The organism is Streptomyces sp. NPDC059828 (assembly GCF_042731955.1).
GTDB lineage: Bacteria > Actinomycetota > Actinomycetes > Streptomycetales > Streptomycetaceae > Streptomyces.
Genome location: NZ_JBHWIW010000005.1, coordinates 196,535 through 212,944, shown reverse-complemented (window position 1 = coordinate 212,944; position 16,410 = coordinate 196,535). Strand labels below are relative to the sequence as shown.

Genomic DNA, 16,410 nt, shown 5'->3' with positions numbered 1-16,410 from the left:
GGACGAAAGTCCCGGGCCCGGCCCTGAATGCCTGCCGACGGCTACGCGCGCTTCGCGCGGCAGCCCGTCAGTTGTCGTCCTCGTCGATGAGGAAGCCCCGCATCGGCGACGGTGCCTGCTGCATCGGCTGCTGGCCCTGGGGCCGCACCGGTGCCATCGGCTGGGTCATCGCCGGCGACATCTGCTGCTGGCCGCCGTAGGACGGGCCCGCAGGCGAGGGGTGGCCGCCCATGGTCTGGTTGCCGCCGTAGGACGGGGCACCGGCTCCGGCCGGGGCCATGGAGGGCGCCGGGGACGGGGGCAGCGAAGCCGTCGCGGGGGTCCGCGGCGGGGCCAGGGAGTCATCGGCCTGGGTCTCCAGCTGACGGAGCTGGCTCTCCAGGTAGGACTTCAGCCGCGTGCGGTACTCGCGCTCGAAGCCGCGCAGGTCCTCGACCTTGCGCTCCAGCGTGGCGCGGGCCGACTCCAGCGAGCCCATGGCGACGCGGTGCTTCTCCTGTGCGTCCCGCTCCAGCGCGTCGGCCTTGGCGCGGGCGTCCCGCTCCAGGCCCTCGGCGCGCGAACGCGCCTCACCGACGATCTTGTTGGCCTCGGAGCGGGCCTCGGCGATGGCCTGGTCGGCCGTCTGCTGGGCGAGCGAGAGCACACGCGCGGCACTGTCGCCGCCCGGGCCCTGACCGGGGCCACCCATCGGACCGCCCATGGGGCCGCCCATCGGGCCACCCATGGGACCGCCCTGCATCGGACCGGGGCCCATGGGGCCGGGCCCCTGCGGACCGCCCTGCATCGGACCACCCTGCATCGGACCACCCTGCATCGGACCACCCTGCATCGGGCCGCCCTGCATCGGACCGGCCGGCAGCTGAGGGGCACCACCGGGCAGCTGGGGGGGACCCATCTGCGGGGGCTGCTGCTGGACCGGGGGCCCGGATATGGCAGCGGGCACAGGAGCGCCAGGACCTCGGCCGTCCTGCGGCTCCGGAGGTTTGCGCATGCCCTGCTGCTGGTTCTGCGCCGCGGCACGGGTCGCTGCCGCGAGCTTGGCGCGCAGGTCCTCGTTCTCGCGAAGCAGACGGGTCAGCTCGGCTTCGACCTCGTCGAGAAAGGCATCGACCTCGTCCTCGTCATAGCCTTCTCGGAGGCGGACGGTCGTGAACTGCTTGTTCCGCACGTCCTCGGGGGTCAGCGGCATCTCTTCTTCACCTCTACGTAGTCGTCGGCAGTCGGCAAGACCGTATCGCTCACATCCCGCTCCCCACCCCGCGGACGATGGAGAGCAAGATATAGACGATGATCATCAGAACGAAGAAGGACAGGTCGAGTGCCACGCCCCCGAGACGCAACGGCGGAATGAACCGCCGCAGAAGCTTGAGCGGTGGATCGGTGACAGTGTAAGTGGCCTCAAGGACGACCACCATCGCCTTCCCGGGTTGCCATGAGCGGGCGAACTGGAAGACGTAGTCCATGACCAGCCGGAAGAAGAGCACGACGAGGAAGCACACCAGCGCGATGTAGACAACCTGCACTGCGACGCCCATTACCGCGCGTACCTCTCCCCTGGCTCTCGTGTCCGGCCTCGCGGCCGGGTCGTTCGTTCCCGGTGTTCAGCTCTGATTGAAGAACCCGCCCTCTGCGATGCGGGCCTTGTCCTCCGCCGTGACATCGACGTTAGCAGGCGACAGCAGGAACACCTTCTGCGTCACTCGCTCAATGCTGCCATGGAGACCGAAGACGAGTCCCGCGGCAAAGTCGACAAGTCGCTTTGCGTCGGTGTCGTCCATCTCCGTGAGGTTCATGATCACGGGGGTGCCCTCGCGGAAGTGTTCCCCGATGGTACGGGCCTCGTTGTAGGTCCGGGGGTGCAGCGTCGTGATGCGGTAGGGCTCCCGCTCGGACACAACCTTGGGCATGATCACCGGGGCGTTCTTCTCCAGATTCGGACGTTCAGGTGTGATGGATGCCACGGGGGCGATTCGCGCCGGACGTCCTGATTCCGCGGGCGGCGGCGCGGAATGGGCAACCGGTTCACGAGGGGCGGGCGGCTGCACGGCACGCACCGGCTCCTCCCGTTCCACCTGGTGCGGGGGCTGGTGCCGACGCCGATCCCGCTCGGGCTCCGGGTCCATCTCGGGTTCGAAGTCGTCGTCGGGGTCGAAACCCCGGCCGTCGTACCCATCGTCCTCCACGAGGCCGAGGTAGACCGCCATCTTGCGCATCGCGCCGGCCATTCTCTGAGTCCTCCGCTCTGTGGTGGATCGGCTTCGTTCGGCTACGTCACCAAGTGCCCGCGATCCACTCGGCCTGTCCGCTATTCGACGGAAATGACCATATTTTCTACTGTGGTCCGACTTGCATCGCGACGTTACCCGAGCCGAGGTCGGACTCCGAGTACCGCCGTACCGACGCGCACATGTGTCGCTCCGGCCGCCACAGCGTCCTCGAGGTCCGCACTCATCCCCGCTGACACCATGTTCGCAGCAGGATGGGCCGCGCGCACGCCCGATGAGAATTCCATCAACCGCTCGAAGGCGGCCTGTTGACGCCCTGCGTAGGGACCTTCCAGCGGCGCGACGGTCATCAGTCCGTCGAGCCTGAGACCGGGCGACTCGTCGACCGCGGCCGCCAACTCCGCGATGCCGTCGGGCGAGACGCCGCCACGACCGCCCGAGCCCGACTCCGCTTCGAGGGCGACCTGGATCAGGCAGCCAAGTTCACGCCCCTCGCGCACCGCCGCGGCGGACAGTGCCCGAACGAGCTTCAACCGGTCGACCGACTGCACAATATCGGCATAAGTCGCCACCGATCGGACCTTGTTGGTCTGGAGCTGACCCACGAAGTGCCAGGTGAGATCGAGATCGGAACACTCGGCGGCCTTCGGTGCCGCGTCCTGGTCCTTGTTCTCTGCGACATGCCGCACCCCGAGCTCATGCAGCAGCCGCACATCGCTCGCGGGGTACGTCTTGGTGACCACGATGAGGGTCACTTCTTCCCGCTTGCGCCCGGCCGCGGTGCAGGCGGAAGCGATACGTTCCTCCACCCGCGCGAGGTTCTCGGCGAGTTCGGTCCTGCGGTCGGTCATCGCTCTTCTCTTCCACTGCCTTCGGCCCCCAGCCAGACGTAGCCGGCCAGACGCCCCGTGGTGCGGTCGCGGCGATACGAGTAGTGGTCGCCCGATTCCCGTGTGCAGACCGCCGATGCCTGGCGGTCACGTACCCCGAGTGCCGCGAGCTGGGCATGGACCCCGGCCGTGACGTCAACGGCGGGAGTGCCCCAGCTGGTCTCCGACCATGCCTCGGGCACCACGGCCGCGACCTCGGCGCGCATCGCCTCCGGCACCTCGTAACACCGCCCGCAGACAGCGGGTCCTGTGCGGGCGACGATCCGTCCCGGATCGGCCCCGAGCGCGATCATGGCCTCCACGGCGGCCGGTACGACCCCCGCGACCATTCCGGGGCGCCCCGCGTGTGCCGCACCCGCGACCCCGGCGACGGGATCGGCGAGGAGCACCGGTGTGCAGTCGGCGGTGAGTACCGCGAGGGCCAGCCCGCGCCGGGCGGTCACCACCGCGTCCACCGCGGGCGCATCCCCTGTGGACGCGGCGGTCGCCCAGGGGCCGTCGACCAGGGCGACATCACGTCCGTGCACCTGGTTCATCCAGATCACGAGTCCCGGTTCGAGCCCGAGCGCCTTGGCGGCCAGTTCACGGTTCGTGCGAACGGCGGCGGGGTCGTCGCCGACCGCGCCGCCGAGATTGAGCTCCGCGTACGGAGCGGCGCTCACCCCGCCCCACCTGTCGGTGAAGGCGAAGTGGGCGCCGCTCACGCTGTCCTGCCCCCGTATCACCGCGATGTCACTTCAGGAAGTCCGGGACATCCAGCTCTTCGGCCTGGCTGTCGTACGGGCGGGCCGGGGGGACCTGCGGGGTGGAGCCGCCATGGAGCGAGCTGTCGCCCGCCACGGGAGCCGGCTCGGCCGGGGCCGGGGACTCCTCGCGCGGGGGCACCGTGCCGAGGCCGCCGAGGGAGCGGGGCTCCGGGCGGGCCGCGGGCGCGGGCTCCTCACGCTTGGCCGCGGTGGAGCCGATCACGTTCTCCCGGCGGGCCGGGGGCTGGCCCCCGTCGAAGCCGGCCGCGATGACCGTGACCCGCACCTCGTCCCCGAGCGCGTCGTCGATGACGGCGCCGAAGATGATGTTGGCCTCGGGGTGGGCGGCCTCGCTGACCAGCTGGGCCGCCTCGTTGATCTCGAACAGACCGAGGTCCGAGCCGCCGGAGATGGAGAGCAGCACGCCACGGGCGCCGTCGATGGACGCCTCCAGCAGCGGCGAGGAGATCGCCATCTCGGCCGCGGCCACCGCTCGGTCGTCGCCACGGGCGGAACCGATGCCCATGAGGGCGGATCCGGCCTCGGACATGACCGACTTGACGTCGGCGAAGTCGAGGTTGATCAGGCCCGGTGTGGTGATCAGATCGGTGATGCCCTGGACACCGGACAGCAGGACCTGGTCGGCGGACTTGAACGCGTCGAGCACGCTGACCTGGCGGTCCGAGATGGACAGCAGCCGGTCGTTCGGGATCACGATGAGGGTGTCCACCTCTTCGCGGAGCTCGGCGATGCCGTCCTCGGCCTGGTTGGCGCGGCGGCGGCCCTCGAAGGTGAAGGGCCGGGTGACCACGCCGATGGTCAGTGCGCCCAGCGAGCGCGCGATGTTGGCCACGACGGGCGCGCCGCCGGTGCCGGTGCCGCCGCCTTCGCCCGCGGTGACGAAGACCATGTCGGCCCCCTTGAGGACCTCCTCGATCTCCTCGCGGTGGTCCTCTGCCGCCTTGCGGCCGACGGCCGGGTTGGCCCCGGCGCCGAGGCCGCGGGTGAGCTCGCGGCCGACATCGAGCTTGACGTCGGCGTCGCTCATCAGCAGCGCCTGTGCGTCGGTGTTGATCGCGATGAACTCGACGCCCTTGAGGCCGACCTCGATCATCCGGTTGATGGCATTCACACCACCGCCGCCGACACCGATGACCTTGATGACTGCGAGGTAGTTCTGCGGTGCTGCCACGTCGAAGGCCTCTCGCCTCGAGATACGTGTCGTCCTTCGCGGGGGATCCCGCGCCGTGACGACGGATGCCGATGGGACGGTCCGAAATGCCGACCCAAACCCTAACGTTGAAGTTTAGGGTTACCAGTGTCTCTTGTTCAGGACTCTCTCGAACGAGACACTAAGTCGATAAGTGGCGCGCGTTCAACGAACACGCCGAACCTCCCGTTTTTCTTTTCACCCTATGTGATCAGCCGTTGCGCTGACCAACCAGGGTGCTGGCCTGCGCATATGCGCGTCAACTTCCCGATGCCGCAGGGGCGGTCGGGGCACTGACATCGAAGTACCGGGCGTCGGGCTGTGCTTTCAGCAGCGCCGCCAGCGCCCGGGCCTTGGCCTCGCCGTCGTCTCCGCTGCCCCACATCACCGTTCTGCCCTGCGTCAGCTTCATGGTGATGAAGTCATACGAACGGATTTCGACGGACCGAAGCGCCCGGGCGGCACCCGGCGGAAGCCCGGAGGTGGCACGGACCGCCTCGCGCACCAGTCGCTGCTCGCCGAAACGGCGCAGACTCGACGGCTGGAGGCCGGTCGCCTCGAGCAGAGGCAGCCCCTTGGGGGGCGTGTCCACGGTCGCGAACCGCACCCCTTTCGCGTCCAACTCGACGAACTTCCCGCCCTCTTCCACGAGGAGCACCGGCTTTCGCTCCACCACCGTCAACTCGACCCCGCGCGGCCAGGACCGGACGGCCTCGACCGAGTCGATCCGGGGCATCTCCTGACGCAACCGCGCCTCGATCCCGTCCAGATCAACCGAAACGAGTGGTGATCCGACCGGGACCGCCGCCGCCCGTTCCACCTCGCGCGGGGTGAGCACGGTCGTACCGGCGACCCGGACCTCCTCGATGCGCAGCCAGGAAGAGCCGTACAGCAGCCAGATCCCGGCGCCGGAGAGCACGACGAGCGCCGAGACGGCCAGCAGCATCCGGAGGCGGAACACCCGGGACGGGCTACGGCCAGGGGCTCTCCCGCTCCGGCCCGGCTGCCCGGAACCGCCGGAGCCGGAGCCGGAGCGACTGGGTTTACCGGGTTTTCCGGATCCGCTGGACGGGCTCGACGGGCGCTGGCCGTTCGGCTTGCGTGCGCCGCGATCGGCGGTCGTCGGTCCGGCCATCTCCGCGCCCTGCCCTTCGTCGTGCTGCCGTCGTGGTGCCTGGCCGGCACCTATCGGCGCGCCCTGGCGGCAATCGCCTCGTAGACCATTCCGACAAGCAGATCGTCTGCATCCCGGCGTCCGAACTCGGCGGCGGCGCGGGACATCTCGTACAACCGGTGCGGATCGGCGAGCACCGGGAGCACGTTCCCCTGGACCCACTGGGGGCTCAGCTCGGCGTCGTCGACCAGCAGTCCGCCACCGGCCTTCACCACCGGCTGGGCGTTGAGCCGCTGTTCGCCGTTGCCGATCGGCAGCGGGACGTACGCGGCAGGCAGCCCGACGGCGGACAGCTCGGCGACGGTCATGGCGCCCGCGCGGCAGAGCATCATGTCGGCTGCCGCATACGCGAGATCCATCCGGTCCAGATACGGTACCGGGATGTAGGGCGGCATTCCGGGCATGTTGTCGACGCGCGGCAGCTCGTTCTTGGGGCCGACCGCATGCAGGATCTGGATCCCGGAGCGCTGGAGCAGCGGGGCGATCTGCTGGATCACCTCGTTGAGCCGGCGGGCTCCCTGGGAGCCACCGGAGACCAGCAGCGTGGGCAGATTGGGGTCGAGCCCGAAGGCCGCGCGGGCCTCGGGGCGCACCCGGGCCCGGTCCAGGGTCGCGATCGCCCGGCGCAGCGGGATGCCGATGTAGCGGGAGTCGCGCAGCTTGCTGTCCGGAGTGGAGACCGCTACAGCCGCGGCGTAGCGGGAGCCGATCTTGTTGGCCAGGCCCGGGCGGGCATTGGCCTCGTGGACCACGATCGGCACACCGAGCCGCTTGGCGGCGAGATAGCCGGGCAGCGCGACATAGCCTCCGAAGCCGACGACGCAGTCGGCCTTGGTGCGCTCCAGGATCTGCTCCGCCGCCTTGATGGTGCCGCGCAGCCGCCCGGGAACCGTGATCAGTTCGGGAGTCGGCTTGCGCGGCAGCGGCACGGCGGGGATCAGGGCCAGCTCATAGCCCCGCTCGGGAACAAGCCTGGTCTCCAGGCCCCGCTCCGTACCGAGTGCTGTGATGCCCACGGCCGGATCCTGCCTGCGCAGGGCGTCCGCGAGGGCGAGCGCGGGCTCGATGTGGCCGGCGGTCCCCCCGCCGGCGAGTACGACATGCACCGAAATTCACCGCTCTCCGGACGGACGCTTCGTCATGCGCCGTCTCATCGTCTTCCATCTCACCGCTGTCCCGCGTGCGGCCAGGGCCGCCTTCGCCGCGGGGTCCTCACGCGCGAACGCGATCAGCAGCCCCACGGCGAACATGGTCGGCAGCAGGGCGGAGCCTCCGTAGGAGAACAGCGGGAGGGGGACTCCGGCGATCGGCAGCAGACCGAGCACCGCACCGATGTTGATCACGGCCTGCGCCGTGATCCAGGTGGTCACACCTCCCGCGGCGTACCTCACGAAGGGGTCCTCCGTGCGTCCGGCCACGCGGATACCCGCATAGCCTAGAGCCGCGAAGAGAGTGAGCACCGACAGCGTCCCCGCCAGCCCCAGTTCCTCCCCGGTGATGGCGAAGATGAAGTCGGTGTGCGCTTCGGGTAGTTGGCCCCATTTTTCCACACTCGCACCGATGCCGGAACCGAACCATCCGCCGGACGCGAGCGCGTAGATCCCGTGCACGGCCTGCCAGCAGATGTCCCCGGGTCCCGGGTCGGTGGCGCCCACGCACTGGAACCTGCCCATCCGGTTGGGGCTGGTCTTGATCAGTACGGCACCGATGACCACGGCGACGGCGAGTACTCCGGTGAACAGCCTGGTGGGGGCTCCGGCCAGCCAGAGCAGCCCGAAGAGGATCGCGGCCAGGATGATCGAGGTGCCCATGTCCCCGCCGAGCATGATCAGCCCGAGCAGGAGGAAGGCGACCGGCACCAGCGGCACGAGCAGGTGCTTCCACTGGGTGAGCAGCCGCTTGTCCTGCTTGCGGGCGAGCAGGTCGGCGCCCCAGAGGATCAGGGCGAGCTTGCCGAACTCACTGGGCTGGAGCTGGAAGGGACCGCCGAGGTAGATCCAGTTCTGGTTGCCGTTGACGGAATGCCCTATCCCCGGGATCTGCACCAGCACCATCAGGAAGACGCTGACGAGGAGCAGAGGGTAGGCGAGCGCCCGGTGGAGCCGGGACGGCATCCGGGAGGCGGCCAGCAGCAGCACGGTGCCGATGGCCGCGGCCAGGAACTGCTTGCGGAAGAAGTACGAGGGGGCCAGCGAGTACGTCAGCGCCGTGATCATCGACGCGGAATAGACCATCACCAGGCCCAGCCCGGTGATCAGCAGCCCCGCGCCGAGGATCACGTAGTACGCGGTGAGCGGCCGGTCCCAGGCCCGTCGCGCCTGTTCGATGATCCGCCGGGGCCCCCCGCCTCCCGGTGCGCCGGGACTGCTGCCGCGGCTCGTCCCGCCGGGCACGGAGGGGCGTCGCCGCGCCGGGGTGCCCGCGGTGCTGCTGCGCGGCAGTACTCCGGGGAGCGCGGCAGTGGGGTCGTGCTGCGGCATGGGCGGTGTCCCCTCAAGAGCTCGGTTGGCCTCCGGTCGTGGGCGGTGGCGACGGGGACCCGGCCGGTCAGGCGAGTGCGCGGACGGCTTCCGCGAAGGCCTCGCCCCGCTTGTTGTAGTTGGTGAACATGTCCATCGAGGCACAGGCGGGGGCCAGCAGCACCGTGTCCCCCGGCTGTGCGAGCCCCGCCGCCGCGCGGACCGCCGCCGGCATCGCCCCAGTGTCTGTCCGCTCGATGTCGACCACCGGGACCTCGGGGGCGTGTCGCGCGAGCGCTTCGGCGATCAGCGCACGGTCCGCGCCCATCAGTACAACGCCCCGCAGCCGGGGTGCGGACGCGCGGACCAGCTCGTCGAAGGTCGCGCCCTTCGCCAGCCCGCCCGCGATCCATACGATCGGTTCATACGCCGCCAAAGAGGCTTCCGCGGCATGGGTGTTGGTGGCCTTGGAGTCGTCGACGTAGGCGACCCCCGCGACATGCGCGACATGCTCGATGCGGTGCGCGTCGGGGCGGAAGGCGCGCAGCCCGTCCCGTACGGCCGCGGGAGCGACCCCGTAGGCCCTGGCGAGGGCTGCGGCGGCCAGCGCGTTGGCGATGTTGTGCGGGGCCGGCGGGTTGATGTCGGAGACCTCGGCCAGCTCCTGGGCCTGCTTCTGCCGGTTCTCCACGAAGGCGCGGTCCACGAGGATGCCCTCCACCACGCCGAGCTGGGAGGGCCCGGGGGCGCCGAGGGTGAAGCCGATCGCACGGCAGCCCTCGACCACATCGGCCTCGCGCACCAGGTCCTCGGTGGCGGGGTCGGCGGCGTTGTAGACGCAGGCGACCGTGTTGCCCTCGTAGATCCGGCCCTTGTCGGCGGCGTACGCCTCCATCGAGCCGTGCCAGTCGAGGTGGTCGGGTGCGAGGTTGAGCACGGCGGCCGAGTGGGCGCGCAGCGAGGGCGCCCAGTGGAGCTGGTAGCTGGAGAGTTCGACGGCGAGCACGTCGTACTTTTCGTCGCCTCGCACGGCGTCCAGCAGCGAGACCCCGATGTTGCCCACGGCCGCCGTCTTCAGCCCCGCGGCCTCCAGGATCGAGGCGAGCATCCGCACGGTGGTGGTCTTGCCGTTGGTGCCGGTGACCGCGAGCCAGGGGGCCGAGTCGGGGCCGCGCAGCCGCCAGGCCAGTTCCACATCGCCCCAGACCTCCACGCCCGCCTCGGCGGCCGCGGCGAACAGGGGCTTGTCGGGCTTCCAGCCGGGCGCCGTGACGACCAGCTCGGTGCCCTCCGGCAGGGTCGCCCCGTCACCGAGGCGGACGGTGATCCCCGTCGCCTCCAGCTCCGCGGCCTGCGCACGCGCGCGCTCGTCGTCGCCGTCGTTGACGACCGTGACGACCGCACCCAGACCGTGCAGGACGCGCGCGGCCGGAATGCCGCTCACGCCCAGCCCGGCGACGGTGACGTGCTTGCCCTGCCAGTCCTGCGTGCTCACTTGTCGGCCGCCCAGCCCGCGTAGAAGATACCCAGACCCACGATGACGCACATGCCCTGAATGATCCAGAAACGGACCACCACCAGCACTTCCGACCAGCCCTTGAGCTCGAAGTGGTGCTGGAGCGGAGCCATCCGGAACACCCGCTTTCCGGTGAGCCGGAAGGAGCCGACCTGGATGACCACCGACATGGTGATCAGCACGAACAGACCGCCGAGCAGGGCCAGCAGCAGCTCGGTGCGGGAGCAGATCGCGAGGCCTGCCAGCGCACCGCCGAGGGCGAGCGAGCCGGTGTCACCCATGAAGATCTTGGCCGGTGAGGTGTTCCACCACAGGAAGCCGAAGCAGGCGCCCATCAGCGCGGAGGCGACCACGGCGAGGTCGAGCGGGTCGCGCACCTCGAAGCAGGCGTTGGGGTTGGTCAGAGTGACGGCGTTGGCGCAGGACTCCTGGAACTGCCAGAGCCCGATGAAGGTGTAGGCGCCGAAGACCATCACGGAGGCACCGGTGGCCAGACCGTCCAGGCCGTCCGTGAGGTTCACACCGTTCGACATCGCGAGGATCATGAACAGCGCCCAGACCACGAACAGCACCGGCCCGATGGACCAGCCGAAGTCGGTGACGAACGAGAGCTTCGTGGAGGCGGGGGTCTGGCCGCGGATGTCGGCGAACTGGAGCGCCAGGACGGCGAAGGCGATACCGACGATCAGCTGTCCGGCCATCTTCGCCTTGGCCCGCAGCCCCAGCGACCGCTGCTTGACGATCTTGATGTAGTCGTCCAGGAAGCCGACCAGGCCCATACCCGCCATCAGGAACAGCACCAGCACGCCCGAGAACGACGGCTTCTCGCCGGTGATCACCTTGGCGAGGGCGTAGGCGATCAGCGTGGCCAGGATGAAGGCGATGCCGCCCATCGTGGGCGTGCCCTTCTTGCTGCCGTGGCTGCGCGGCCCGTCGTCACGGATGAACTGGCCGTAACCCTTGCGGGCCAGCAGCTTGATCAGCAGCGGGGTACCAATGAGCGTCAGGAAGAGCCCGATGGCTCCCGAGAAGAGGATCTGCCTCATCGACCGGCTACCTGCCCCTCGGAAGAGCCCGCCGCGTTCGTGTTCTCGAGCAGCGCCAGGGCGACCCGCTCAAGCCCGGCCGACCTCGAAGCCTTCACCAGCACGACGTCTCCCGGACGCAGTTCTCTGCGCAACAGATCAACAGCCGCCTGCGCGTCGGACACGTGCACCGACTCCTCACCCCACGAACCCTCGTTATAGGCGCCCAGTTGCAACCAGGACGCTTCCCTGCCCCCGACTGCCACGAGCTTGCTGACGTTGAGCCGGACGGCGAGCCGTCCGACCGCGTCGTGCTCGGCGAGCGCCTCGTCCCCGAGCTCGGCCATCGGGCCGAGCACCGCCCAGGTACGTCCCCCGGCGGCCCGTGCAGCCGCTCCCATGGCCACGAGGGCGCGCAGGGCGGCCCTCATGGACTCGGGGTTCGCGTTGTAGGCGTCGTTGACGATCGTCACGCCGTCCGGACGCTCGGTGACCTCCATACGCCAGCGGGAGAGGGTGCCGGCCTCGGAGAGCGCGGTGGCGATCTCGTCGACGGGCATGCCCAGCTCATGGGCGACGGTGGCCGCGGCGAGCGCGTTCGACACGTGGTGCTCACCGTACAGCCGCAGGGTCACTTCACCGCACCCGGAGGGGGTACGCAGCCGGAATGCGGGCTGTCCGCTCGGCGTCAACCGGACGTTCTCCGCCCGTACGTCCGCTTCGCCCGCCTCGCCGAAGAGCACGACGCGCGCCTTCGTACGGGAGGCCATCGCGCGCACCAGGGGGTCGTCGGCGTTGAGGACGGCGATGCCGCCCTGTTCCGCGGGCGGAAGGGACTCCACGAGCTCGCCCTTGGCCTGGGCGATCTGCTCCCGGCCGCCGAACTCGCCGATGTGGGCGCTGCCGACGTTGAGCACCACACCGATACGCGGCGGGGTGAGGCCGGTGAGGTAGCGGATGTGGCCGATGCCCCGGGCGCCCATCTCCAGTACGAGATGGCGGGTTTGCGCCGTTGCGCGCAACGCGGTCAGCGGCAGACCGATCTCGTTGTTGAGGGAGCCGGGTGTCCACACCGTCGGAGCGTGGCGCTCCAGCAGCTGGGCGATGAGGTCCTTGGTGGAGGTCTTCCCGGCGGAGCCGGTGAGGGCGACGACCTCCGTACCGAGCCGCTCGACCACGGCCCGGGCCAGCGCGCCCAGAGCGGTCTGCACATCGTCCACGACGATGGCGGGCACGCCGACGGGGCGCACGGCGAGCACCGCGACGGCACCCGCCGCGACCGCGCGCTCCGCGTAGTCATGGCCGTCGACATGCTCACCGGTGAAGGCGGCGAAGAGACTGCCGGGCTCGACCTGACGGGAGTCGATGACAACGGATCCGGTGACCTCGATGGCCGGATCCGGTATGTCGTGGGTCTGCCCGCCGACGATGTGGGCGATCTCGGCGAGGGAGAGGGCGATCACTGCTTCATCCCTGACTGTTCTGGAAACGGGCTGCGTCTGCCGTGTCCGCTGCGTGTGCTGTATCCGCTACGTCTGCCGCGCCTGCTGTTTCCTGCGCGCCGGTACGGTGCCCCGAACGGGCTTCGATCGCTTCGCGGAGCACCTGCCGGTCGTCGAAGGGCCGGACCACCCCGGCGATGTCCTGGCCCTGTTCATGGCCCTTGCCCGCGATCAGCACGGTGTCGCCCGCTTCGGCCCGTGCGACCGCCGCCTCGATCGCGGCGGCGCGGTCCTCGAACACCTGGACCTCGCCGCGCTCGTGCGCGGGCACCTCGGCGGCGCCGGCGAGCATCGTGGCGAGGATCGCGAGCGGGTCCTCGGAGCGGGGGTTGTCGGAGGTCAGGATGGCGGTGTCGGCGTGACGTGCCGCCGCGGCGCCCATCGGTGCCCGCTTGGTCGTGTCACGGTCGCCGCCGCAGCCGAGCACGATGTGCAGCCGGCCCTTGGTGACCTTGCGCAGGGCGCGCAGCACCGACTCCACGGCGTCCGTCTTGTGCGCGTAGTCGACGACGGCGAGATAGGGCTGTCCGGCGTCGACGCGTTCCAGCCTGCCGGGCACCCCGGGGACCGCGGCCACTCCGTCGGCCGCGGTCTGCGGGTCGATTCCGGCCACGGCGAGGGTGGTGATCGCGGCAAGGGTGTTGGCCACGTTGAAGGGCCCCGGCAGCGGCGCCCGGGCGCTCACCCGCTCGCCGCGCGGGCCGACGGCGGTGAACACCGATCCGAGCGAGCCCAGTTCGACCTCCTCAGCCCGCCAGTCGGCGTCCGGGTGGCCCTCGGCGGAGAAGGTGACGACCGGGATCGGAGACTCGGCAGCCAGCCGCCTGCCGTACTCGTCGTCCAGGTTGACGACGCCACGCCGGGCCCGGGCGGTAGTGAAGAGCTGCGCCTTGGCCTGGAAGTAGTCCTCCATGCCGGAGTGGAACTCCATGTGCTCCGGGCTCAGGTTGTTGAAGACGGCGATGTCGAAGACACAGCCGTCGACCCGGCCGAGCACCAGGGCGTGGCTGGACACCTCCATGGCGACCGACTCGATGCCGCGCTCGCGCATCACCGCGAACAGCGCTTGGAGGTCGGTGGCTTCGGGGGTGGTGCGCTCCGCCTTGATGCGCTCGTCGTCGATGCGCATCTCGACCGTGCCGATGAGTCCGGTGCGGCGGCCCGCGCCGCGCAGCCCGCCCTCCACCAGATAGGCGGTGGTGGTCTTCCCCGAGGTACCCGTGATGCCGATCTGGAGCAGGCCCTCACCGGGCTGCCCGTAGATCGCCGCCGCGAGGGCGCCCATACGGCCGCGCGGGTTCTCGGTGACCAGCACCGGCAGTCCGGTCGCGGCGGCGCGCTCCGCGCCGGTGGGGTCGGTGAGTACGGCGGCGGCGCCGAGATCCTTCGCCTGGGCGACGTAGTCGGCGCCGTGCAGGCGGGCTCCGGGGAGCGCCGCGTACAGGTCTCCGGGGCGCACCGCCCGGGAGTCATGGGTGATGCCGGTGACCGCGCCGGAGCCAGGGCGCTCGACCCCCAGCCGGTCGGCCAGCTCACTGAGGTCGATCGGGCGGACCTCGGCCGGACGGGGTGGGGCGGTTCGGTACTGATCAGCATGTGGCACGGCGGTGAGCGTACCGGGCGTACCGGGACCGGTGCTAAATGAGGGGGGGTCGGGCGTGATCCTTGTCACTGAAGGTGCCTCCCGGGTCATGTGCCCGGTTCGAACGTCACCGGAAGCCGCGCGGGCGGTTTGCCGGTGGGTGCGACCTGAAGAGTCCTGAGGGCGAATTCCATGACCTTCTTGTAGATGGGTCCGCAGATCTGACCGCCGAAGTAGCTGCCCTTGGTCGGGTTCTGGATGGCGCAGTAGACCGTGATGTGGGGGTCGTCGGCGGGTGCGAAGCCTGCGAAGGAGGCGGTGTAGCCCTTATAGCGGCCCGTTTCCGGATCGACCCGGTTGGCCGTACCGGTCTTTCCGGCGACGCGGTAGCCCGGGATCTTGGCTCTGGTGCCGGTGCCCTCCTCGTTGCCGACGACCGATTCGAGCATGGTGGCGAGCGTGCGGGCGGTCTTCTCGCTGACCACCCGGGACTTGCCGGGCTCGGGGGCTGCGGTGAACCTTCCGTCGGGCCCGGTAGTGCCCCGGATCAGCGTGGGGTCGATGCGTACGCCGCCGTTGGCGATGGTGGAGTACACCGACGCGGCCTGGACGGCATTGACGGACAGGCCCTGGCCGAAGGGGATCGTGTACTGCTGCGAGGTGGACCACTTCTGCGGCTTGGCGAGGATGCCGGGCGACTCGCCGGGGTAATGGAGTCCGGTCGGGCTGCCGATGCCGAACCTGCGCAGATACGAGTGGAGCACCCGGTTGGCCTCCGCCTGGGTCCTGCCGAGCTGACCGGCCGCCAGGATCGTGCCGATGTTGCTGGACTTGGCGAGCACCCCGTTGAGGGTGAGATGCCAGGTGGGGTGGTCGATGTCGTCGTGGAAGAGCCGGTCGCCGCGGTGCAGCCGGTTCGGGACGGTGACATGGGTGGCGGGGGTCGCGGCCTGCTCCTCCAGGACCGCGGCCATGGACATGACCTTGCTGGTGGAGCCCGGCTCGTACACATCCTGGAGTGCGGCGTTGCCCATGGCCGCCGCATTCGCCTGGGAGATGTCGTTCGGGTCGAATCCGGGGGCGTTGGCCATGGCCAGGATCTCGCCGGTGCGGGTGTTCTGGACCACGACATAGCCGCGGTCGGCCTTGGACTTCTTCACCTGGGCGGCGATCGCCTGCTGGGCGGCCCACTGGATGTCGCGGTCGATGGTGAGCTCGATGTCGGAGCCGGGGACTGCGGGCACCTCGCGCGCTCCCGCGGTGGGGACGCGCCGGCCACCGGACTGGGCGTAACTGATCTCGCCGTCCTTGCCCGCGAGTTCGGCGTCGAGCATGGACTCCAGGCCGCCCCCGCCACGGCCTTCGGCGTTGACGTAACCCAGTATCCCCGCCCCGAGATCACCGTTCGGGTAGACGCGCTTGCTGCTGGCCTCACGGAACACCCCGGCCAGCACATTGGCCCCCGGGCCGCCCTTGGCCTGGTCGGCCCTGGCCTTCTCGGCGAAGACGCCCTTGAGGTCGCTGATCTGCTTCCACACCTGGGGCGTCTGCCGCCGGGCGAGGACGGTGTAGCGGGACTTGGGGGTCTTGAGCCGGTTCGCGAGCTCGGCGGCCTCCTTGCCGAGGATCGGGGCGAGCAGCGCCGCCGCCTGCTCGGGTGCGTCCGGTGCCTTGCTCTCCTCGGGGGTGAACATCTTCGGGTCGGCGGTGATGTCGTACGCGTCGACGCTGGTCGCGAGAGCGATTCCGGACCGGTCGGTGATCTCGCCCCGTTCGGCGGTGAGCTTGTGACTCATGTAGCGGTTCTTGTCGGCCATGGCCGCGTATGTGCTCGCGTCGACCGCCTGCACCTGGAGGAGGCGTACGACGAACACGAGCATGGTGAGGCTGAGGGCCAGGCTGACGAGCCGCAGCCGTGGGCGAGGGCTGCCGAGCCGGATCCGCTGGGGCGGGGCTGCGGGCCGGCGCGCGGCAGGGCGTGGGCGGTTCGCGGACCGGGGCCGGGGACGCTGGGCACTGCCGGAGGGGCGGGCGGGGCCGGGGACGCGGCGGCGCGGAGTTTCCTTGGGGGGCACTGC

At 70.2% G+C, this 16,410-nt stretch carries 14 protein-coding genes; all 14 read right to left on the bottom strand.

Features of this window, described 5'->3' with window-relative positions; genetic code table 11:
• Nucleotides 1-67 precede the first annotated feature (67 nt).
• The 14 genes from ACFV6V_RS05285 to ACFV6V_RS05220 all read right to left on the bottom strand — a co-directional run bounded on the left by ACFV6V_RS05285 (nucleotide 68) and on the right by ACFV6V_RS05220 (nucleotide 16,407).
• Nucleotides 68-1,192, bottom strand: coding sequence for a DivIVA domain-containing protein (locus tag ACFV6V_RS05285; RefSeq protein ID WP_385559338.1), 1,125 nt, complete (start codon nucleotides 1,190-1,192; stop codon nucleotides 68-70).
• A gap of 49 nt (nucleotides 1,193-1,241) precedes the next feature.
• Nucleotides 1,242-1,538 (bottom strand): YggT family protein, encoded by a 297-nt coding sequence (locus ACFV6V_RS05280; RefSeq protein ID WP_361278332.1) that lies wholly within the window; start codon nucleotides 1,536-1,538, stop codon nucleotides 1,242-1,244.
• A 66-nt stretch (nucleotides 1,539-1,604) separates the two neighbouring features.
• Nucleotides 1,605-2,228 (bottom strand): cell division protein SepF, encoded by a 624-nt coding sequence (gene sepF / locus ACFV6V_RS05275; RefSeq protein WP_361278335.1) that lies wholly within the window; start codon nucleotides 2,226-2,228, stop codon nucleotides 1,605-1,607.
• 134 nt (nucleotides 2,229-2,362) lie between these two features.
• Nucleotides 2,363-3,079, bottom strand: coding sequence for a YggS family pyridoxal phosphate-dependent enzyme (locus ACFV6V_RS05270; RefSeq protein ID WP_385559335.1), 717 nt, complete (start codon nucleotides 3,077-3,079; stop codon nucleotides 2,363-2,365).
• Nucleotides 3,076-3,822, bottom strand: coding sequence for a peptidoglycan editing factor PgeF (gene pgeF / locus ACFV6V_RS05265; RefSeq protein WP_385559332.1), 747 nt, complete (start codon nucleotides 3,820-3,822; stop codon nucleotides 3,076-3,078). The genes ACFV6V_RS05270 and pgeF overlap by 4 nt, the downstream gene beginning before the upstream one ends.
• Nucleotides 3,823-3,850: 28 nt before the next feature.
• Nucleotides 3,851-5,056 carry a cell division protein FtsZ gene (ftsZ, locus tag ACFV6V_RS05260; protein WP_385559329.1) on the bottom strand — a complete coding sequence of 402 codons (1,206 nt, stop codon included), beginning with the start codon at nucleotides 5,054-5,056 and terminating at the stop codon, nucleotides 3,851-3,853.
• Nucleotides 5,057-5,333: 277 nt separating this feature from the next.
• Nucleotides 5,334-6,209 carry a cell division protein FtsQ/DivIB gene (locus ACFV6V_RS05255; RefSeq protein WP_385559326.1) on the bottom strand — a complete coding sequence of 292 codons (876 nt, stop codon included), beginning with the start codon at nucleotides 6,207-6,209 and terminating at the stop codon, nucleotides 5,334-5,336.
• 50 nt (nucleotides 6,210-6,259) lie between these two features.
• Nucleotides 6,260-7,354 carry an undecaprenyldiphospho-muramoylpentapeptide beta-N-acetylglucosaminyltransferase gene (gene murG, locus ACFV6V_RS05250; protein WP_385559323.1) on the bottom strand — a complete coding sequence of 365 codons (1,095 nt, stop codon included), beginning with the start codon at nucleotides 7,352-7,354 and terminating at the stop codon, nucleotides 6,260-6,262.
• 6 nt (nucleotides 7,355-7,360) lie between these two features.
• A complete protein-coding gene (gene ftsW, locus ACFV6V_RS05245) occupies nucleotides 7,361-8,728 on the bottom strand; it encodes a putative lipid II flippase FtsW (RefSeq protein ID WP_385559321.1) in 1,368 nt (455 codons plus the stop codon).
• Nucleotides 8,729-8,795: 67 nt separating this feature from the next.
• Nucleotides 8,796-10,202, bottom strand: a complete 1,407-nt coding sequence (gene murD, locus ACFV6V_RS05240; RefSeq protein ID WP_385559318.1) for a UDP-N-acetylmuramoyl-L-alanine--D-glutamate ligase — start codon at nucleotides 10,200-10,202, stop codon at nucleotides 8,796-8,798.
• Nucleotides 10,199-11,269, bottom strand: a complete 1,071-nt coding sequence (gene mraY / locus ACFV6V_RS05235) for a phospho-N-acetylmuramoyl-pentapeptide-transferase (protein ID WP_361278354.1) — start codon at nucleotides 11,267-11,269, stop codon at nucleotides 10,199-10,201. Before mraY ends, murD begins: the two co-directional genes overlap by 4 nt.
• Nucleotides 11,266-12,711, bottom strand: a complete 1,446-nt coding sequence (murF, locus tag ACFV6V_RS05230) for a UDP-N-acetylmuramoyl-tripeptide--D-alanyl-D-alanine ligase (protein WP_385559315.1) — start codon at nucleotides 12,709-12,711, stop codon at nucleotides 11,266-11,268. The genes mraY and murF overlap by 4 nt, the downstream gene beginning before the upstream one ends.
• A 4-nt stretch (nucleotides 12,712-12,715) precedes the next feature.
• A complete protein-coding gene (locus tag ACFV6V_RS05225) occupies nucleotides 12,716-14,422 on the bottom strand; it encodes a UDP-N-acetylmuramoyl-L-alanyl-D-glutamate--2,6-diaminopimelate ligase (protein WP_385559313.1) in 1,707 nt (568 codons plus the stop codon).
• Nucleotides 14,423-14,439: 17 nt separating this feature from the next.
• Nucleotides 14,440-16,407 carry a peptidoglycan D,D-transpeptidase FtsI family protein gene (locus ACFV6V_RS05220; RefSeq protein WP_385559310.1) on the bottom strand — a complete coding sequence of 656 codons (1,968 nt, stop codon included), beginning with the start codon at nucleotides 16,405-16,407 and terminating at the stop codon, nucleotides 14,440-14,442.
• Between the last annotated feature and the right edge of the window lie 3 nt (nucleotides 16,408-16,410).

Excerpts from the sequence above, each read along its gene's own strand:
- ACFV6V_RS05285 (WP_385559338.1), bottom strand. The coding sequence starts at position 1,192 with ATGCCGCTGACCCCCGAGGACGTGCGGAACAAGCAGTTCACGACCGTC.
- ACFV6V_RS05280 (WP_361278332.1), bottom strand. The coding sequence starts at position 1,538 with ATGGGCGTCGCAGTGCAGGTTGTCTACATCGCGCTGGTGTGCTTCCTC.
- sepF (WP_361278335.1), bottom strand. The coding sequence starts at position 2,228 with ATGGCCGGCGCGATGCGCAAGATGGCGGTCTACCTCGGCCTCGTGGAG.
- ACFV6V_RS05270 (WP_385559335.1), bottom strand. The coding sequence starts at position 3,079 with ATGACCGACCGCAGGACCGAACTCGCCGAGAACCTCGCGCGGGTGGAG.
- ACFV6V_RS05255 (WP_385559326.1), bottom strand. The coding sequence starts at position 6,209 with ATGGCCGGACCGACGACCGCCGATCGCGGCGCACGCAAGCCGAACGGC.
- ftsW (WP_385559321.1), bottom strand. The coding sequence starts at position 8,728 with ATGCCGCAGCACGACCCCACTGCCGCGCTCCCCGGAGTACTGCCGCGC.
- mraY (WP_361278354.1), bottom strand. The coding sequence starts at position 11,269 with ATGAGGCAGATCCTCTTCTCGGGAGCCATCGGGCTCTTCCTGACGCTC.